Origin of the sequence: Cognatilysobacter xinjiangensis, from assembly GCF_014651995.1 — a bacterium.
In the GTDB taxonomy this organism is placed as follows: Bacteria; Pseudomonadota; Gammaproteobacteria; order Xanthomonadales; family Xanthomonadaceae; genus Cognatilysobacter; species Cognatilysobacter xinjiangensis.
The window spans coordinates 1,451,929-1,470,667 of the sequence record NZ_BMXY01000001.1; the positions used below are offsets into that span (position 1 = coordinate 1,451,929).

Here is an 18,739-nt window from a genome sequence, read left to right on the forward strand (position 1 = left end):
TCAGCTGGCGACTACGGGCCCGGGGGCGTGGCGTGCGCGCAGCACGTCGACCGCGTCGTCGAGCGAGAGGCCCCGCGCGCGCAGCAGCACCGTGAGGTGATACAGCAGATCGGCCGATTCGCCGAGCAACGCGGCCTCGTCCTGCGCGACGGCAGCCAGCGCCGTTTCGACGCCCTCCTCGCCCACCTTCTGCGCGATGCGGCGCACGCCCGCGTCGAACAGTCTCGTGGTGTAGCTGCCGGCCGGCCGTTCCGCCTCGCGGCGCGCGATCAGCGCATCGAGCTCGCCCAGGAACGCGCCGGGCGCATCGGGGAAGCAGCTCGCACGGTCGAGGTGGCAGGTCGGGCCGCGCGGGTGCGCGAGCACCAGCAGCGTGTCGCCGTCGCAGTCCAGGCGCAGGTCCACCACCTCGAGCACGTTCCCCGACGTCTCGCCCTTGGTCCAGCGGCGGCCGCGGGTGCGGCTGAAGAAGGTCGCCTGCCGCGTCGCGAGCGTGTGGGCGAGCGCGTCGCGATCCATCCAGCCGAGCATCAGCACGCGCAGCGTCGTGGCGTCCTGCACGACGGCCGCAACGAGACCCTGCTGCTTGTTCCAGTCGATGCCACCGGCGTCGAAAGCGAGGGGTTCAGACACGTCGCACCTTGATGCCGGCGGCCGCCAGTTGTTGCTTGAGTTCGGGGATCCGGATGCTGCCGGAATGGAAGACGCTCGCGGCGAGCGCGCCGTCGACATCGGCCTTCTCGAACACGTCGACGAAATGCGTCGCATCCCCGGCACCGCCGGAGGCGACCAGCGGCACCCGGCAGAGCGCGCGCGCGGCGGCCAGCTGTTCGATGTCGTAGCCGCTGCGCACGCCGTCGCTGCCCATGCAGTTCAGCACGATCTCGCCGGCGCCGCGGTCCTGCGCCTCGACGATCCAGTCCAGCGCGCGGCGTGCCAGCGCGCGGGTTCGCGACGGGTCACCGGTGTACTGGCGCACGCGCCATTCGCCGTCCTGGTCGCGCAGGCTGTCGATGCCGACCACCACGCACTGCACGCCGAAGGCGTCGGCGAGCTCGCCGATGAGCTCGGGGCGGTCGAGCGCCGGCGTGTTGATCGACACCTTGTCCGCACCCGCGTGCAGAACCGCACGCGCCTCGTCGACACTGCGGATGCCGCCGGCGACGCAGAACGGTATGTCGATGAGCCGAGCGACGCGCTCGACCCAGCCGCGGTCCACGCTCCGCCCCTCGGGGCTCGCCGTGATGTCGTAGAACACCAGCTCGTCGGCGCCCTCGTCGCGATAGCGCAGCGCCAGCTCGACGATGTCGCCCATGTCGACGTGGTCGCGGAAACGCACGCCCTTGACCACGCGGCCGTCGCGCACGTCCAGGCACGGAATGACGCGACGGCTCAGCATGCGATCGCGTCCGCGCGCGCCACCGCATCCTCGAGCCTGAAGCGGCCTTCCAGCAACGCCTTGCCGAGCACCGCACCCGCGCAGCCGGCCTCGCGGGCCGCCTCGATGTCGGCGAGGTCGCGCACGCCGCCGGAGGCCTGCAGCGCAACGCGCGGCGCGAGCTGCATGATTTCCCGGTACAGGGCGATGTTCGGGCCGCCGAGCATGCCGTCGCGGCCGATGTCGGTGCACAGCAGGTGGCGCAGCCCGGTGCCGAGGTAGAGCGCGAGCAGGAAAGACAGCGAGGTGCCGTCGCTGCGCGTCCAGCCGGCCGTCGGCAGACGCCATTCGCCCTCGACTTCGCGGGTGTCCAGCGCGACGGTGATGCGCTCGCTGCCGTAGCGCTCGATCCACCCCGCCACCGTCGAGGGCTCGCGCACCGCGAGCGAGCCCACCACCACGCGATCGGCACCGGCGTCGAACAGCCGCAGCAGATCGTCCTTGCTGCGCACGCCGCCGCCGGTCTGCACCTTCAGTGCGGTCTTCGACTTGATGCCCGACAGCAGCGCCGCGATGGAATAGCCGCCGTCGCGCGCCGCGTCGAGGTCGACCAGGTGCAGCCAGCGTGCGCCTGCGGCGGCGTAACGCGAGGCCACCTCGAGCGGCTGGTCGGCGTAGCGCGTTTCCTGCGCGTAGTCGCCCTGCTTCAGGCGGACGACGCGGCCGTCGCGCACGTCGATGGCGGGATAGACCTCGAAGCCGCTCATGCCGGCACCTTCAGGAAGTTCTCGAGAATGCGTGCGCCGATCGTTGCCGAGCGCTCGGGATGGAACTGCGCGCCCATGCGGTTACCGCGACGGACGACGGCGGCGAATGTCTCGCCGTGCGTGGACGTCGCGAGCGTGTCACAGGTCACCGGGGCGGCGTACCCGTGCACGAAGTACGCACTGTCGCCGGCGCTGACGCCGTCCAGCAGCGCGTCGTCGAGCACGGGCTCCAGCGTATTCCAGCCCATGTGCGGCACGCGCAGCGTGGGCGAGCCCTGGAGCTTGCGCACCCGCCCGGGCAACAGGCCGAGGCAGTCGACGTCGCCCTCTTCCGACGAGTCGAACAGCAGCTGCATGCCCAGGCAGACGCCGAGCAACGGCTGGCACAGGTCGCGCACGCAGCTTTCCAGGCCGAGCTCGTGCAGGCGGGCCATCGCCGCAGCCGCGGCGCCCACACCTGGCAGCACGACGCGGTCGGCGGCGGCGATCACCGCCGGATCCGCGCTGAAGCGGGCGCTCGCACCGAGGCGCTCGAAGGCATAGCGCACGGAGCCGATGTTGGCGCCGCCGGCGTCGATCAGCACGACCTCCATCAGAGCGCTCCCTTGGTCGACGGCAGCTCGCGACCCTCGCGCGCGAGCGCCTGGCGGAGCGCGCGCGCGACCGCCTTGAAGCAGGCCTCGACCTTGTGGTGGTCGTTGTCCCCACGCACGGCGAGGTGCAGGTTCAGGCCCGCGGTCTCGCAGAGCGATCGGAACACGTGCGGCACCAGTTCGGTCGGCAGATCGCCGACGCGCTCGCGGCGGAATTCGCCGTCGAACACGAAGTACGGACGGCCGGAGAAATCCAGCGCGGCGCTGGCGAGCGTTTCGTCCATCGGCAGATTGAGGCCGTAGGTCGTCGGGCGCGCGTCGGGCACGTCCGGCGCCACGACGTCGCTGCCATAGCGGCCGATGCCGCGCTTGTCGCCCAGCGCCTGGCGCAACGCCTGGCCGAGCGCGAGTGCGCAGTCCTCGATGGTGTGGTGCTCGTCGATGTGCAGGTCGCCCTCGCACTCGAGCGACAGGGCGAAGCCGCCGTGCTTGCCGAGCTGCTCGAGCATGTGGTCGTAGAAGCCTAGGCCCGTGCGCACACGCGGCTCGGCGGCGCGGTCGAGATCCACCTCGACGACGATGCGCGTTTCCTTCGTCGTGCGCTCGACACGCGCGGTGCGCGGTGCGTCGGCGAGCGCATGCGCGATGCCGGCCCAGTCCCACTCGCCGCCGAACTGCGCGGTGCGCAGCTGGAAGGCGCGTATGCCCATGTTGTCCGCCAGCTGCACGTCGGTCGGGCGATCGCCGACGACCGCCGAACGCGCCCAGTCGATCGTGCGGTCCTTGAGGTAGGGCAACACCAGGCCGATCTGCGGCTTGCGCGTGGGCGCGTTGTCCTCCGGGAAGCTCGTATCGATCAGCACGTCGCGGAAGCGGATGCCCTGGCTTTCGAAGACCTGCATCATCAGCGCGTGCGGGCCGTCGAAACTCTCCTGCGGATACGCATCGGTACCGAGGCCGTCCTGGTTGGAGACGATCACGAAGTCGTAGCCGGCATCGCGCAGCTTCAGCATCGCCGGGATCACGCCCTCGACGAAGCGCAGCTTGGCGTAGCTGTCGATCTGGAAGTCCCCGGGCTCCTCGATGAGCGTGCCATCGCGGTCGACGAACAGGATGGGTCGACTCATGCCGGCACCGCCTCGGCCAGCGCCGCGATCACGCGATCGTTTTGCTCGGCCGAGCCGATGGTGATGCGCAGCGCGTCGCCCAGGCCGGGCTGCGCGCGCACGTCGCGCACCACCACGCCGGCGGTAAGCAGGCGCTGGAACGCAGCCTGCGCGTCATCGAAACGCACCAGCAGGAAGTTGGCCGACGATACGTAGACCCGCCTCACACCGGCTGCGCCTTCGAGCGCTGCGGCGAGGCGGCCGCGCTCGCGCGTCGCGACTGCCGCATTGGCACGCGTCGTCGCCAACGAATCGGTATCCAGTGCGCGCAGCACGAGGTCGACACAGGGCTGCGGGAGGGGATACGGCGCCTGGCAGCGGCGCAGCAACGCAATCAGTTCGGCATCCCCGATCGCGACGCCCAAACGGGCGCCCGCGAGTGCGTGCGCCTTCGACAACGTGCGCAGCACCACGACATTGCGCATCGACGGCAACAGCGTCAGCGCCGAAGCGGTCGATGCGAATTCCTGGTAAGCCTCGTCGACCACCACGATGGCGCGGCCCTCCAGTCGCGTGGCGATGTCGCGCACGACGTCGAATGGAACGATTTCACCCGTCGGGTTGCCGGGGGAGCACAGGAACACCAGCGTCGCGCCGCTGCCGAGGACGCAGGCTTCGATCGCGTCCGCATCGCAACGGAACGACGCGCCTTCGTCCACCAGCGGGGCTTCGACCACGCGCGCACCGTGCAGGCGCGCGCTCACCGCGTACATGCCGAACGTGGGCGGCGTGGTGACGATCGCGCCCTGCCCCGGCACGCAGAAGGCGCGCACCAGCAGGTCGATCGCCTCGTCGCTGCCGCGGCCGGCGATCACCTCGTCCGCGCGGCAGCCGTACAGCGCGGCCAGTCGCTCGCGCAGCGCTTCGGGCTGCGGCTCGGGATAGCGACGCACACGTGCTGAGGCGTCGGCGGAATTCGGCCAGGCCGATTCATTGGCGTTGAGCCAGACGTCGCCGTCGAGCTTGTCGCTGCGCGCGGACCGGTAGCCGGCGAAGTCGCGCAGGTCGGCGCGCACCAGATCGATCGGCGAGCTCATGCGAGCGCCTCCAGCCGCACCGCGACCGCGCGCAGGTGCGCGTCCAGGCCCTCGGCGCCGGCCAGCTCGACGGCGCATGGGCCGATCGCCGCGATACCCTCGCGCGCGACTTCCTGCACGGTAATCGCGGTCTGGAAGCTGGCCACGCTCAGCCCGCCTGTGAATCGGGCGGCGCCACCGGTGGGCAGCACGTGGTTGGTGCCGCTGCAGTAGTCGCCGAGCGCTTCCGGTGCCCAGTCGCCGAGGAAAATCGAGCCGGCGGCTTCGACGCGATCCAGCCAGCGACGCGGCTCGCGCAGCGCGAGGATCAGGTGCTCGGGCGCATAGGCATTGCTCACGTCGAACGCGGCCTCGAGCGAATCGACCTCGACGAGGCGCGACGCATCGAGCGCGCGTCGCGCGATCTCGGCGCGCGGCAGCGTGGCCAGCTGGCGCTCGATCTCGGTCTCCACCGCTTCCAGCACCGTGGTTTCGTTGCTGACGAGCAGCACCTGCGAGTCCGCGCCGTGCTCGGCCTGCGACAGCAGGTCGGCCGCGACGAACGACGCATTGGCGCCGAGGTCGGCGGCCGCCCTCGGTCATCGATACCTGGCGCTTGGCTTCGGTGACCCAGCCGTTGCCGGGGCCGAACAGCTTGTCGCACTTGGGCACGGACTCGGTGCCGAAGGCCATCGCCGCGATCGCCTGCACTCCGCCCAGCGCGAACACGCGACGGACGCCGCAGGCGCGCGCGGCGTAGAGCACGGCAGGATCGACGCTGCCATCCGCGCGCGGCGGCGAGCACAGCACGATGTCGCTGCAGCCGGCGAGCGCCGCGGGCACGCCGAGCATCAGCGCGGTGGACGGCAGCGGTGCCGAGCCGGCCGGTACATAGAGGCCGACGCGCCGGATCGGCCGCAGCACGCGCTCGCAGCGCACGCCGGGCGCCGTATCGATCGCAACAGGCTGCGTCATCGACGCGGCGTGGAAGGCGTGGATGCGCGCGGCGGCTTCGTCGATGGCGCGACGCAGCCCCGGCGTCAGCGCGGCCCCGGCCGTGGCGAACGCCTGCTCTTCGACTTCGAACGTCGCCGGCGCAATGCCGTCGAAACGTTGCGTGAGTTCGCGCAGTGCGGCGTCGCCGCCATTGCGCACCGTGGAAACCAGCGCGGCGACGGCGGCCGTGACGTCGTCGGCGACGCGCTGCGCCGGACGTCGCAGCATCTCCTCGCGCGCGACGGCGTCGAGGTCGGACCAGCGGACGCGCCTCATGCCAGCAGGCTCTCGACGGGCAACACCATCAGGCCTTGCGCGCCGGCGCGCTTGAGGTCCTCCAGCCGCTGCCAGGTGAGGCGGCCGTGGCAGAGCGCCTGCAGCGCGAGGCGGTCCGCGCCATCGACCTGCAGCAGCGTCGGCGTCTCGGCATCGGGCAGCAGCGGCAGCAGTTGCGGAATGGCATTGCGCTCGGCCTGGAACATCAGCAGGCGGCTGTGGCGCGTGCGAAGCGCGCCGTCGAGACGACGAAGCAGCATCTCCGCGAGCAACGCGCGCTCGCCGTCGAACTCGCCGACCGGGCCGGCGAGTACCGCTTCGCTCTCCAGCAGCGTCGCCACCGGCTTCAGCTGGTTGGCCGCGAGCGTGGCACCACTGGAGACGAGATCGCAGACGAGGTCGGCCTGTCCGAGACGCGGCGCGATCTCGACCGAGCCCGACAGCGTCACCACGTCGGCCACGATGCCTTCGCGTTCGAGCCAAGCCTGCAGCAGCGCCGGGTAGCTCGTCGCGATGCGGGTTCCGGCCAGTTGCGCCGGGCCCTGCCAACTCCAGCTCTCGGGCACCGCCAACGCGAGGCGGCAACCTCCGAAACCCAGTGAGCGCATCTCGCGGAACGCGGGCGTCGCACCGCCGCGCAGGCGCTCGGCGTCCTGCTCCTCGAGCACGTTGCGGCCGACGATGCCGAGGTCGCAGACGCCGTCGGCGATCAGGCCCGGAATGTCGTCGTCGCGCACCAGCAGCAGGTCGACCGGCAGCGTCTCGCCGTAGCAGAACAGGCGGTCGCGACTCTCGCGCCAGCTCAGGCCACAGGACGCGAGCAGTGCGCGCGCGGGGTCGGCCAGACGACCGGATTTCTGGATGGCGATGCGCAGGCGATCGCGGGATTCGACGGCGGGGCTCATGCGTTCTCTTTGCGGGACTTCCGCGGTGCGGTGGTGCGCTGGATGGCGGTGCGATAGCCGCCGGCGCCGTATTCGAGGCTGCGTGCGACGCGGCCGATGGTGGTGACGCTGACCGCGGTCTCCTCGTGGATCTCGCGATAGGGCACGCGGTCCAGCAGATAGGGCACGACGCGCCAGCGGTCGGCCATGGCCTCCAGTTCGGCGGGCGTGCAGAGGTCGTCGAGGAAGGCCATGACGTCGTCGGCCGACTTCAGCGAGGCGAACGCCGCCGCGAGGGCTTCGAGGGAAAGCTGCTTGTCGGCGTCGGCGTCGGCGAGGGGTGGGCGGCGCTTCATCGTCGCTCCAATGTATTAGCGTGCTAGTACATTAATTGCCGGGCGACCGCCGTGTCAACGCGCGTCCGCGGCCCGTTGCGTTGCTGATTCAGTCGAAGTCGGCGCCAAGGGCACATGCCGACGTCGCTCGGCGTGCGCCGCCAGGGGACAACCGGAAGGCGGGATCGACCGGGGGCGAAGCGGCGGCGCGGAGCCGCACGCCTCGGATGCAGCGCAGGCCCGACGCCGGCCCGGCTACCTGCCCCTCGTCTGCTCCGGGCGAAAAAAAACGGGCCGGAAAGTCCGGCCCGTGCGTGTCGTCTCGCGATGTTGCTGCTTCAGGCGATCTTGCCGCGCCGAAGAACCGCGTCACGCGCCGCCGCCAGCACGCGGCCGTCCTTCACCAGTCGTACCGCCGCCTGTACGTCGCCGTCCATCGCGCGATCGAACCCCATGAAGGCGATGGACTCGCGGATCGCATCGTGCGCGGCGCGCACGGCGTGGCCCGGGCCGAATTCTCCGGTGTCGGCGAGCTGGCGCCGCAGCGACTCGACTTCCGCCTCGAAGGTCGAGCGATCCGCGCTGGCCGCCGGTGCGCCCGCGATCTTCCCCGCCAGCTCGTCCACGGGACGCTGGCGTGCGAGCGCACGCGCGGCATTGATCATGTCGCGACGCAGGTCCAGCGCCTGCGCGGCGGTGTAGAGCTCCAGGCCCAGCACCTTGCCGAGGTCGTCGGCCATCGCGAGCACGTGGCGCGCCTCGTTCGCGCCCATGGACACGTGATCCTCGGCGTTCGCGCTGGTCGGGATCGAATACACCGAGGCCGGCATCGCCCGGCTGGCGAGATCGTTGACGATCGCGGCGGCCGTGTACTGCACGATCATGAAACCCGACTCGGTCGCGTCCTCGTTGCCGATCAGGAAGCCCGGCAGGCCGTCGTTCGTGGCGGGATCGACGAGCTTGTTGAGCCGACGCTCGCAGATGCTCGCCAATACCGGGATCGCCGCCTTGACGTAGCTCATCGCCAGCGCGAGCGGCATGCCGTGGAAATGGCCGGCGGATACGACCTGATCCTCGACGTGCTCGGCCTGCGCGTCCGGGAACACGATCGGATTGTCGGTGAGCGAATTGAGCTCGATCTCCAGCACGCGCGCGGCCTGCGCGATCGCGTCGCGCACGGCGCCGTGCACCTGCGGGATGCAGCGCAGCGAGTAGCTGTCCTGCGGCTGGTGCTTCTTGCCGCCGCGGAACGGCAGGAAGCGCTCGTAGAACTTCTCGCGGCCGTGGCGCTGCGAGGTCGGCACCCAGTCCCAGCCGATGTCGAAGCGCAGCTCGCGCGCTTCCTCGGTCGCCCAGCTTTCGGGCAGCCAGGGTCGGAAGCGCGGTACGAGGTGGTAAGGGATGTCGGCGAGCGTCGAGCCTTCGAGCAACTGCCGCAGGTGCGCGGCGACGTGCACCTGGCCCGGATGCGGGCGCAGCGCATGCACCTCGGGCTTGAACGCGCCGAGGCGACCGGCGAAGGCATCGATCGTCATCGCCGCGGCGAGGTCCGCCGTGTCGACGAGATCCTCGAGCTTCGCCAGCGCGAGCACCCCGGTCGCCAGCATCTGCGCGGTGCCGTTGTTGAGCGCGAGGCCCTCCTTGTACGACAGCGTGACCGGCGCGAGCCCTGCGCGACGCAGCGCCTCGCCGCCCGGCAGGCGTTCGCCGCCGAGGAAGGCTTCGCCGCCACCGAGCAGCACGATGGCCAGATGCGAGAGCGGCGCGAGATCGCCGCTCGCGCCGACCGAACCGAGCTGCGGTACCACCGGCACGATGCCGGCGTTGAGCATCGCCGCGAGCGCGCGCAACGTCTCCACCCGGATGCCCGAATGCCCGCGCATCAGCGTGTTGATGCGGATGCAGAGCATCGCGCGCACCACTTCCGGCGCGAACGGCTCGCCCACGCAGACTGCATGGGTGACGATGAGGTTGCGCTGCAGTTCGGCGTGCAGCGACTCGTGCGGATTGTTCGCATCGCTGCCCGCGCCGTTGCGCAGCCGGTACGAGCCGAGCAGTCGATCGGCATTGCTGCCGAAGCCGGTCGACACACCGTAGATCGGCTCCTCGCGGCTGACCTGCTCGGCGAGGAAATCCGCGGCGCGCGCGACCGCCGGCAGCTGCGCCTCGTCGAGCTCTACCGGCGCCCCGTAGGCGACGGCGAGCACCTGCGCGCGCGTCAGCGAGCGCCCGTCGAGGTGGACGGGCTTCATGCGCGGACCGCCGGCTGTGCGAGTTCGACGCGGAGCGTCGACGCCAGTTCGGCGCGGTCGACCTGGAACTGGTCCTCGCGGCGGAGGTCCTTGACCGTCACCTTGTTCGCGGCGATCTCGTCGTCGCCGAGCACCACCACGAAACGGATGCCGGCGCGATCCGCGTAACGGAACTGCTTGGCGAGCTTCGACGCTTCCATCACCACTTCGGTGTTGAAACCGGCCTGACGCAGCTCGGCGGCGACGGACAGACAGTGCGGCAGATGCGCGGCCTCCATCTGCGTGACCAGCACCTGCACGGTGCTTTCGGCAGCGCCCAGCAGGCCAGCTTCGCGCAACTGCCAGAACAGGCGCGTCAGGCCGATCGAGATGCCGACGCCCGGCAGCTTCGACTTGGTGTAGTGGCTGGCGAGGTCCTCGTAGCGCCCGCCCGAGCAGATCGAGCCGATCTGCGGGTAATCGTCGAGCGTGGTCTCGTAGACCGTACCGGTGTAGTAGTCGAGGCCGCGCGCGATCGACAGGTTCAGGGCGTAGGCCGATTCCGGCACGCCCATCGCGCGCACCAGTTCCAGTACTTCGCGCAGCTCGGCGACGCCGGCGACGAGCGCGTCGTTGACCTCGCCATCGTTCGCCAGGCGGTCCAGCGTCGCGATCGCGTCGGCATGCGAAGTCGAGCGGATCTCGACGAAGCGCAGGATGCGATCCACCGCGTCGGCGGCGAGGCCGAAACCTTCGCCGGTGAGCGTCTCGCGCACGTAGTCCGCGCCGCGCTTGTCGAGTTTGTCGACCTCGCGCAGCACCATCGCCTGCAGCGAAGGGTCGGCCACGCCCTGCTGCTCGAAGAAGCCGCGCATCAGCTTGCGGTTGTTGAGCTGGATGGTGAACGCGCCGATGTCGAGCTCGGAGAACACCGCGTGGATGACAGCCGGCAGCTCCGCATCGAAGCGCACCGAGAGCGCGTCCTTGCCGATCACGTCGATGTCGCACTGGTAGAACTCGCGGAAGCGCCCGCGCTGCTGGCGCTCCCCGCGGTAGACGCGCTGCATCTGGTAGCGACGGAACGGGAACGCGAGCTCGTGCTCGTGCTCGGCCACGTAGCGCGCGAGCGGCACGGTGAGGTCGAAGCGCAACGCCATTTCCGGCAGGCCCTCGCCCGCCTTCTCCAGCGCGCCGGTCGACTGCACGAAGTAGACCTGCCGCTCGGTCTCGCCACCCGACTTGGTCAGCAGGACGTCGGAAAGCTCCATCACCGGCGTTTCCACCGGCAGGAAGCCGAAACGCTCGAAATTGCGGCGGATGACGTCGAGCATCCGCTGGAAGGCGATCTGGTCGGGCGGCAGGAGTTCGAGCACTCCGGCCGGCGTGCGTGGCTTGATCAAGGGTGTCCCCGGAACGGGCGGAAATCGGACGTCACAGTTTACGGTGGCAGCCCTTCTCCGCCGGAATCGTTCACAGCCCCTTGTCGTAGCCGTCACGGCCCATTAGACTTTGCGGCTCGGTGTCGGGGTGTAGCTCAGTCTGGTAGAGCGCTACGTTCGGGACGTAGAGGTCGCAGGTTCGAATCCTGTCTCCCCGACCAAATGATTCATCGAAAAAGCCGGCCTCGAGCCGGCTTTTTCGTGTCCGTCGCCCGTGGTTTCACCGGGTCGACAAGCCGGGGCTGTCAGGCTCGGGCCATGAACGATGAATCCGAGCAGGACCGCGTCGAGGCGCTGGAGGGCGAGGTCGCCTTCCTGAAGGAGCAGATGTCGCTGCTCGCGCAGTACCTCGCCATCATGATCGGCCGCGCGCAGGTCAACGACTGCATGCTTTCCGCGCTGATCCTGTCGCATCCCGACCGCGAATCGCTCAACCGCGTGTGGCGGCAGTCGTCCGCGGCGGTCATTCCGAACGTCATTGTCCGCGGCCCGTCGCCTTGGGATGCGGAAATCGCCGACACCGCTAAGCAGCGGGTCGAGCACCTCAACGAACTGGCCGACCCCGAAGAATCCTAGGCCACACCGCCGCTTGGTTGTCGTACCGCCGCTCGTCGGCCGCCCGTAGGCGCCGCCGCCAAGCGGCCGCGGCCGCGCCGCTAAGGCCGCTTAAATTGTGACCGCATTCTCGATTCGTCCCACGTTGCCTTCACACGGAGCGGCGAAGACTCGGCGCCGTTCAGCCCTGATTTCGACTCGGATCGACACGTGCGTCCACTACGACCCCATGCGCTGGCACTGCTTCTGCCCCTGGCCTGGGCGCCTGCGATGGCGCAGCAGCCGGCGGCAGTTCCTACCCCTACCGCGGTGGCGGCCGCGGCCGGCAGCTCGCCGGATCTGCCGCGCGTCACCGGCCGCGACGTCCGCGACGGGCTGCTGGCCCGCGCCGAGGCCGCCCGCAAGGCCGAGCGCTTCGCCGAGGCGCTGGGGATCTACCAGCACCTGCTCGCGGCCGACCCGCGTGACGACGTGGCCTACCGGATGCAGGCCATCACGCTGGCCGACCTCGGCGCCGCCTATCGCGCGGACGAGCTGCGCCGCCGCCAGCCGGCCGACTTCGCCGACTGGCAGCGCGACCGCATCGAGGGCGACCGCGTCGCACGGATGATCGGCTGGGGCATGGCCTACCCCGAGAACGCCGACGACCCCAACGCCGAGCTGCGCCGGGCCTACGACGCGTTGCTGGAGCTCAAGGCCCGTCCCGACCGCACGCAGTGGGAGCAGACACGACTGCGCATGGACGCGCTCACCGCGCTCAACGCGCTGGGCCGCTATCAGGAAACGGTCGACGAGTACGAGGCGCTGGTCCGCGAGGGCGTCGACCTGCCCGCCTATGCGCATGGCCCGGCGGGCGATTCCTACCTCGCGCTGCACCGTCCCGAGGACGCGCAGGAGGCGCTGGAGAAGGCGGTCGCGCTGAACCCGTCGGACGTGGATACGCGCATCCTGCTGGCCTACGCGTATCTGGAGCAGGAGCGCTTCGACCGTGCGCTGCCGATGATGCGGGAACTCGTCGCCTCGCAGCCCGCGTGGATCGAGCGTGCCGGCGTGGAGATGGACCAGGCCAACTGGAAGCGCTTCCGCGCCGAGATGGCCTACGGCCAGATGATCTCTTTCGGCGACGACAACGCTCGCGCGCAGGAAATCATCGAGCCGCTGGTGCGCATCGCGCCGAACCGCGCCGGCACGCAGGCGGCAATGGGCGCGCTAATGTACCGCCGCGGCCATCCCACTCAGGCGCTCGAGCGCTACGACATGGCGCTGACGCTCGACCCGCGCGAGCGCGACGCCGAGATCGGCCGTGTTTCCGCGCTTTACGAGATCGGCGAGATCGACGCGGCGATGGACGCCAATCGCCAGGTGCAGTCGCGCTATCCGAAGGACCTGCACGCGCAGCGCCTGCAGAAGGAGATCTGGCTGCGTAATGGCCCGATGGGCCGCATCGGCTGGGTGAAGGGCCGCAACGACGCCGAAACGGCCGCGGGCTCGCCGTTCGGCATCGAGGACCACCGCTTCAACTTCGAGACCTGGACGCCGCTGCTGAAGAACCGCTGGCGCGTCGGCATCGTCGGCGACACCGTCGACGCCCACTTCCAGCCCGACACCGTGCGCTATCGCCGCATCGGCGGCGCACTCGACTATCGCCACGGCAAGTTCGGCTTCCGGCTGTCGAGCTACAACGTCGACGAGCCGAACAAGGATGATGCCTGGACCGTCGATGCCGGCTGGTTCCTCAGCGATACCTGGACGCTGCGTGCGCAGGTCGCGGAGAACGACGTCGACACCTCGCTTCAGGCGCGCCGCGCGGGCATCCAGGCCGACTCGGCCTCGCTGATGGCGTCCTGGCGGCCGAACGACCTCGGCGCCATCGACATGCGCATCAAGCACCTGCGCTACGACGACGGCAACGAACGCGACCAGCTGTCCGCGTTCGGGCGCTGGCGCCTGTACACGTCGCCGCACCTGATGATCGACGGCCTCGGCTCGCTGTGGCTGAGCCGCGGCTCGCGCGACGACGCGCCCTACTTCAATCCGTCGCGGGATGCGATGGCGACGGTCGGCGTGCGCTTCAACCACCTCATCTGGCGCCGCTACGACGCCTACCTGCGCCAGCGCCTGGAGCTGCAGGCCGGTCCGTACTGGCAGGAAGGCTTCGGCACGAAGTGGGTGCCGTCGGTCGCCTACCGCCACGAGTGGCGACCGGCGCTCGGGCATACCTTCGAATACGGCGTGTCGTGGGCGAAGCCCGTCTACGACGGTGGACGCGAGCGCCGCATCGCGTTCGAGCTGGCCTACCGGTGGGGGTTCTGATGCGCTCGGTCGTCCTTTCGCTCGCGCTGTTCGTTTCCGCGCTACTGCCGCGCCCGGCGCAGGCCGTCGTCGTCCTCGGCTGGCAGGACGTGCGCGACCGCATCGCCGACGGCGAGCCCGATACCGGCGCGATCACGTCGCGCAATCTCGCGATGCAGCTCGATTGGCTGCGATCGCACGGCTACGTGCCGGTGACCGCGCAGGCGGTACGCGACGCCCGCGCCGGCCGGGGCGCGCTGCCGTCGAAGGCCGTGCTGCTGACCTTCGACGGCGGCTACCGCAGCACCTACACGCAGGCGCTGCCGCTGCTACGTGCGTTCGGCTATCCGGCGCTGGTGGCGCTGCCGACCGAACGCATCGGACGTGCACCGGCCGACGCCGTGCGCATCGGCTCGCGCGCGGTGCCGGGCGATGCCTTCCTGTCGTGGAACGACGTCAAGGCGCTCCAGGCCAGTGGGCTCGTCGAATTCGCCACGCAGGGGCATGCGCTGGCCACGGCCGTTCCGGTCGATCCGCAGGGCGACCTTCTGCCTGCGGTGCGTGCCCGCCGTTGGGCCGGGGGCTATGAAACCGACACGGCGTATCGCGAGCGACTGCGCAGCGACCTCGCGACCAGCATCGACGCGATCCAGCGCGCGACCGGCCAGCGCCCGCAGGCCGTGGTCTGGCCGGGCGGCGGCAACGCGACGGCACGCTCGCTCGCCGCTTCCCTCGGCCTGACGCTCGCCATCGACGCCGATGGCCGCAGCGGCACCGCCGATCTGCGCCATGCCGGGGTCGCCCGGGTGGACGGCGAGCCGACCCGCCTCGCGCGACTGGTCATGCACGAAAACCCCGGCTCGGGCGACATCGCCTACGAGCTGCGCCGCGACATCGGACTCGATGGTCTGCGCGCGGTGCGTGTCGCGCTCGACGATGTGGTCGGCGCCGATGCGGCCACGACGGCCCGCAATGTGGATGCAATGGTCGAGCGGATCCGCTCCATCAAACCGAGCCACGTTTTCCTGCAGGCCACGTCCGATACCAACGGCGACGGCCGTGCCGATGCCTCGTACTTCCCTGCGCCCGGCGTCGCGATGCGCGACGACCTGCTTACCCACGTCGCCGCGCGTCTGGCCGCGCGTGCCGACGTGCGCGTGTTCGCCTGGCTGTCGGCGGGCGATGCCGCGATGGTCGACGCGCTGGCCGCGGGCACGCCCATTGATGGGGTAGTACTGGCCGGCGGTGCCACGGGCGTTTCACCCACTCGCTGGCGACCGGGCCTCGTGGTGGCGCAGGCGTTGCAGCCGGGGGCGGTGCCGCCTGCCGGCGACACCGGCTTCGACTTCACCGCGGTGATGCTGCCGGCCGATGCGCGCGCCGCGACCGTCGACCGGATCGTCGCCGACGCGGCGGCCACGCCGCGCGCACTGGAACGCACGGTATTCGTCATCGACGCCACCGCCGCCGACGGCGACACGCTGGAAGCGCTGTCGCGCCGCGTCATCGCTTCCGGAGGCCGCCACGTCGCCTATTTCCAGGACATCGCTCTGAAGGATCAGCCGCCCCTCGACCCGGCACGCGCAGCGATCAGCGCCCGCGCGTTCCCCTACCTGGAGCGCTGATATGCAGTTCGATCTCCTCGGCGTCCTGTTCGGATTCGCGTTCTTCTACCCGATCGTGATGTCGCTGTTCTGGATGGCGGGCGGCATCTACTACTACCTCCGCCGCGAACGGCATGCCGCCGGGCCCGAGGACCTGCCGGCGATGTCCACCACGCCGATGGTCTCGATCCTCGTGCCCTGCCACAACGAAGGTGCCTGCATCGACGAGACCATCGCCTCGCTCGTCGCACAGCGCTATCCCGACTTCGAGATCATCGCGATCGACGACGGCAGCACCGACGACACCGGCGCGCGCCTCGACGCACTTGCGGCGATGCACGCGAACATGCGCGTCATCCACCTCGACCGGAACCTCGGCAAGGCCAATGCACTGCGCATGGGCACGCTGGCCTCGCGCAGCGAGTACCTGGTCTGCATCGACGGCGACGCGCTGCTGCACCCGAACGCGACGCAGTGGCTTGTCTCGCACCTCACCAGCGGCCCCCGAGTGGGCGCCGTGACCGGCAATCCGCGCATCCGCAATCGCTCGACGCTACTGGGCAAGATGCAGGTGGGCGAGTTCAGCTCGATCATCGGCATGATCAAGCGCGCGCAGCGCAGCTATGGGCGCATCTTCACCGTGTCGGGCGTGATCTCCGCCTTCCGCAAGACCGCGCTGCACCGCGTCGGCTACTGGTCCGACGACATGGTGACCGAGGACATCGACGTCAGCTGGCGGCTGCAGATCGACCACTGGGACATCCGCTACGAGCCGAACGCGCTGGCCTACATCCTGATGCCCGAGACATTCCGCGGCCTGTGGCGCCAGCGGCTGCGCTGGGCACGCGGCGGCGTGGAAGTGATCACGCGGCATGCGAAGTCGCTCAACGCCTGGCGCCGGCGGCGCATGTGGGGCGTCGTGTTCGAGTACCTGCTGAGCGTGGTCTGGGCCTACGTGATGCTGCTGTCGATCGTGCTCTGGCTGCTCAGCTACTTCTTCGACATTCCGCCGGGCCTGCAGACCGGTGGCCTGATTCCGCGCTGGCACGGCGTCGTGCTCGGCGTCACCTGCCTGCTGCAGTTCGCGATCAGCATGATCATCGACCGCCGCTACGAGCGCGGCATCGGCTGGAACTACTTCTGGATCATCTGGTACCCGCTGGCCTACTGGATGCTCAGCCTGCTGACCACCATCGTCGCGGTACCCAAGACGCTTTTCTCCAAGTCACGCGGCATCGCCACGTGGACCAGTCCCGACCGAGGTTATCGATGAACACGCCCGCGACCGATCCCAGCCCGTTCATCTACGCGCCGAAGACCCGCGCCTCCACCGCCACCCGCACGCTGCACGGTGTGCTGACCCTCGCCGCCTGGGCGTTGTACGCCTACCTGTGGCTCCCGGTGCTCACCGTCCTCGCCTGGGTAATGGGCGTGCGTACCAGCTATGTCGAGCTGTACGTGCGAAACAACCGCTTCGACAACAGCGTGTTCATGGTCATCCTCGTGCTCGCGCTGGTGGCCACCGTGCTGCTGGTGGGATGGGCCGAATACAACCGGCACAAGTTCGGCGGGCAGGACCGCCGCAGCACGCCGCGCAACGTCGACGGTGACGACGTCGCGCAGTCGCTGCTCGCGCCGCCGGAGCTGTCGCGGCAGCTTGCCGGCGCGAAATCGATAACGTTGAACATGGGCGAGGACGCGAGACTTGCCGGCATCCACCACCATACGCCGCTCGCACCACCCGCCTGAGCCACGCAGCCGCCGGCGCCATGTCCGGCGGCTGCTCGTCGGGGCGTGCCTTGACCCCGGCGTAATAGATCGCTGTCCAGACTGGCCGCGATCGACCGGACTCCCGCCGTGCACAATCCGCGTCCCGCCGCCCGCGCGCCCGCAGTTCCCTACGGCGCGGGGCTGGGCCGGAAGCGGCAGACGTCGCCGTCAGGCGCCGCGAGGGGGCAGCCATGAATCGCGCGCTGCTCGACTTCACCTTCTTCTATCCGATCGTGATGTCGTTCCTATGGGTGACCGGCGCGGTCTACTACTTCTTCCGCCGCGAGTGGCGCGCGCCGCCGCGCGACCGTCCGCCGACGCTATCGGCGTATCCGCTGGCGTCCATCCTGATCCCCTGCCACAACGAAGGCGCCACCGTCCGCGAGACCATCCGTGCCGCACTCGCGCAGCGCTATCCCGCGTTCGAAATCATCGCCATCGACGACGGCAGCAGCGACGACACCGCGGTCCAGCTCGATGCACTCGCCGCCATGCATTCGCGGCTACGCGTGCTGCACCTGGGTCGGAACCTCGGCAAGGCCAACGCGCTGCGCATGGGCGCGCTGGCGGCGCGCAGCGAATACCTCGTCTGCGTCGACGGCGATGCACTGCTGGACGAGTACGCCACGCACTGGATGGTCTGGCACCTGACCGATGGCCCGCGCGTGGGCGCAGTCACCGGCAACCCGCGCATCCGCAACCGCTCGACGCTGCTCGGGCGACTGCAGGTGGGCGAGTTCTCCGCCATCATCGGCATGATCAAGCGTGCGCAGCGCACCTATGGCCGGCTGTTCACCATCTCCGGCGTGATCGCGGGTTTCCGTCGCAGCGCGCTGCACCGGATCGGCTACTGGTCCGAGACGATGATCACCGAAGACATCGACATCAGCTGGCGACTGCAGCTGGACCACTGGGACATCCGCTACGAGCCCAACGCACTCTGCTTCATCCTGATGCCCGAGACGCTACGAGGCCTGTGGAAGCAGCGGCTGCGTTGGGCGCAGGGCGGCGTCGAGGTCACGCGCCGACATTTCACCAGTCTGTTCTCCTGGCGGCGCCGACGCATGTGGCCGGTGGTGGGCGAGTACCTGGTCAGCGTCGCCTGGGCCTATGCGATGGCGACGATGTTCGTGCTGTGGGCGGTCGGCGCAGCGATCGATCTGCACGGTGGCTTCCGTGTCGAATCGCTGGTGCCGTCCTGGCACGGGATGATCCTCGCGCTCGTGTGCCTGCTGCAGTTCGCGACCAGCATCCTCATCGACCGGCGCTACGAAGCGGGCGTCGGGCGCACCTACCTGTGGGTCATCTGGTACCCGCTGGCCTACTGGCTGCTGTGCCTGTCGACGACGCTGGTCGCCGTGCCGCGCACGCTGTTGCGCGGTCGCCCGCGGGCGCGCGCGGTCTGGACCAGCCCCGATCGCGGATTCCATTGAGGCC

16 protein-coding genes, 1 tRNA gene and 1 pseudogene are annotated in these 18,739 nt (G+C 69.9%); 7 read left to right on the forward strand and 11 right to left on the reverse strand.

Features of this window, described 5'->3' with window-relative positions; translation table 11 throughout:
* The 11 genes and pseudogenes from hisIE to hisS all read right to left on the reverse strand — a co-directional run bounded on the left by hisIE (window position 1) and on the right by hisS (window position 11,042).
* The gene (hisIE, locus tag IE066_RS06915; protein ID WP_229790696.1) at window positions 1-633 is read right to left on the reverse strand and encodes a bifunctional phosphoribosyl-AMP cyclohydrolase/phosphoribosyl-ATP diphosphatase HisIE; all 633 of its coding nucleotides are present in this window, start codon (window positions 631-633) and stop codon (window positions 1-3) included.
* The gene (gene hisF, locus IE066_RS06920; RefSeq protein ID WP_189448097.1) at window positions 626-1,399 is read right to left on the reverse strand and encodes an imidazole glycerol phosphate synthase subunit HisF; all 774 of its coding nucleotides are present in this window, start codon (window positions 1,397-1,399) and stop codon (window positions 626-628) included. Before hisF ends, hisIE begins: the two co-directional genes overlap by 8 nt.
* Window positions 1,393-2,145, reverse strand: coding sequence for a 1-(5-phosphoribosyl)-5-[(5-phosphoribosylamino)methylideneamino]imidazole-4-carboxamide isomerase (gene hisA / locus IE066_RS06925; protein ID WP_189448099.1), 753 nt, complete (start codon window positions 2,143-2,145; stop codon window positions 1,393-1,395). Before hisA ends, hisF begins: the two co-directional genes overlap by 7 nt.
* A complete protein-coding gene (hisH, locus tag IE066_RS06930; RefSeq protein ID WP_189448873.1) occupies window positions 2,142-2,741 on the reverse strand; it encodes an imidazole glycerol phosphate synthase subunit HisH in 600 nt (199 codons plus the stop codon). The genes hisA and hisH overlap by 4 nt, the downstream gene beginning before the upstream one ends.
* On the reverse strand, window positions 2,738-3,865 hold the full coding sequence (hisB, locus tag IE066_RS06935; protein WP_189448101.1) for a bifunctional histidinol-phosphatase/imidazoleglycerol-phosphate dehydratase HisB: 1,128 nt from the start codon (window positions 3,863-3,865) through the stop codon (window positions 2,738-2,740). Before hisB ends, hisH begins: the two co-directional genes overlap by 4 nt.
* Window positions 3,862-4,941 (reverse strand): histidinol-phosphate transaminase, encoded by a 1,080-nt coding sequence (hisC, locus tag IE066_RS06940; RefSeq protein WP_189448103.1) that lies wholly within the window; start codon window positions 4,939-4,941, stop codon window positions 3,862-3,864. The genes hisB and hisC overlap by 4 nt, the downstream gene beginning before the upstream one ends.
* Window positions 4,938-6,192: pseudogene (hisD, locus tag IE066_RS06945) on the reverse strand (histidinol dehydrogenase). Before hisD ends, hisC begins: the two are co-directional and overlap by 4 nt.
* Window positions 6,189-7,097, reverse strand: a complete 909-nt coding sequence (hisG, locus tag IE066_RS06950; RefSeq protein WP_189448105.1) for an ATP phosphoribosyltransferase — start codon at window positions 7,095-7,097, stop codon at window positions 6,189-6,191. The pseudogene hisD and the gene hisG overlap by 4 nt, the downstream one beginning before the upstream one ends.
* Entirely contained in the window at window positions 7,094-7,432 is a 339-nt protein-coding gene (locus IE066_RS06955; RefSeq protein WP_189448106.1) for a YerC/YecD family TrpR-related protein, read from the reverse strand. The genes hisG and IE066_RS06955 overlap by 4 nt, the downstream gene beginning before the upstream one ends.
* 317 nt (window positions 7,433-7,749) lie before the next feature.
* Window positions 7,750-9,663 (reverse strand): HAL/PAL/TAL family ammonia-lyase, encoded by a 1,914-nt coding sequence (locus tag IE066_RS06960; RefSeq protein WP_189448108.1) that lies wholly within the window; start codon window positions 9,661-9,663, stop codon window positions 7,750-7,752.
* A complete protein-coding gene (gene hisS / locus IE066_RS06965; protein ID WP_189448111.1) occupies window positions 9,660-11,042 on the reverse strand; it encodes a histidine--tRNA ligase in 1,383 nt (460 codons plus the stop codon). The genes IE066_RS06960 and hisS overlap by 4 nt, the downstream gene beginning before the upstream one ends.
* Window positions 11,043-11,165: 123 nt before the next feature.
* Between hisS and IE066_RS06970 the strand changes: the two genes are divergently transcribed.
* The 7 genes from IE066_RS06970 to pgaC (IE066_RS07000) all read left to right on the forward strand — a co-directional run bounded on the left by IE066_RS06970 (window position 11,166) and on the right by pgaC (IE066_RS07000) (window position 18,735).
* Window positions 11,166-11,242 (forward strand) — tRNA-Pro (locus IE066_RS06970).
* 97 nt (window positions 11,243-11,339) lie between these two features.
* Window positions 11,340-11,657, forward strand: a complete 318-nt coding sequence (locus tag IE066_RS06975) for a hypothetical protein (protein WP_189448113.1) — start codon at window positions 11,340-11,342, stop codon at window positions 11,655-11,657.
* Between the two features lie 189 nt (window positions 11,658-11,846).
* Window positions 11,847-13,949, forward strand: coding sequence for a tetratricopeptide repeat protein (locus tag IE066_RS06980; protein WP_189448115.1), 2,103 nt, complete (start codon window positions 11,847-11,849; stop codon window positions 13,947-13,949).
* Window positions 13,949-15,553: a poly-beta-1,6-N-acetyl-D-glucosamine N-deacetylase PgaB gene (pgaB, locus tag IE066_RS06985; protein WP_189448117.1), complete on the forward strand. Its 1,605-nt coding sequence runs from the start codon at window positions 13,949-13,951 to the stop codon at window positions 15,551-15,553. Before IE066_RS06980 ends, pgaB begins: the two co-directional genes overlap by 1 nt.
* A gap of 1 nt (window position 15,554) precedes the next feature.
* Window positions 15,555-16,805 carry a poly-beta-1,6-N-acetyl-D-glucosamine synthase gene (gene pgaC, locus IE066_RS06990; protein ID WP_189448119.1) on the forward strand — a complete coding sequence of 417 codons (1,251 nt, stop codon included), beginning with the start codon at window positions 15,555-15,557 and terminating at the stop codon, window positions 16,803-16,805.
* Window positions 16,802-17,281 carry a poly-beta-1,6-N-acetyl-D-glucosamine biosynthesis protein PgaD gene (pgaD, locus tag IE066_RS06995; RefSeq protein ID WP_189448121.1) on the forward strand — a complete coding sequence of 160 codons (480 nt, stop codon included), beginning with the start codon at window positions 16,802-16,804 and terminating at the stop codon, window positions 17,279-17,281. The genes pgaC (IE066_RS06990) and pgaD overlap by 4 nt, the downstream gene beginning before the upstream one ends.
* Before the next feature lie 212 nt (window positions 17,282-17,493).
* On the forward strand, window positions 17,494-18,735 hold the full coding sequence (pgaC, locus tag IE066_RS07000) for a poly-beta-1,6-N-acetyl-D-glucosamine synthase (protein WP_189448123.1): 1,242 nt from the start codon (window positions 17,494-17,496) through the stop codon (window positions 18,733-18,735).
* The last annotated feature ends 4 nt before the right edge of the window (window positions 18,736-18,739 follow it).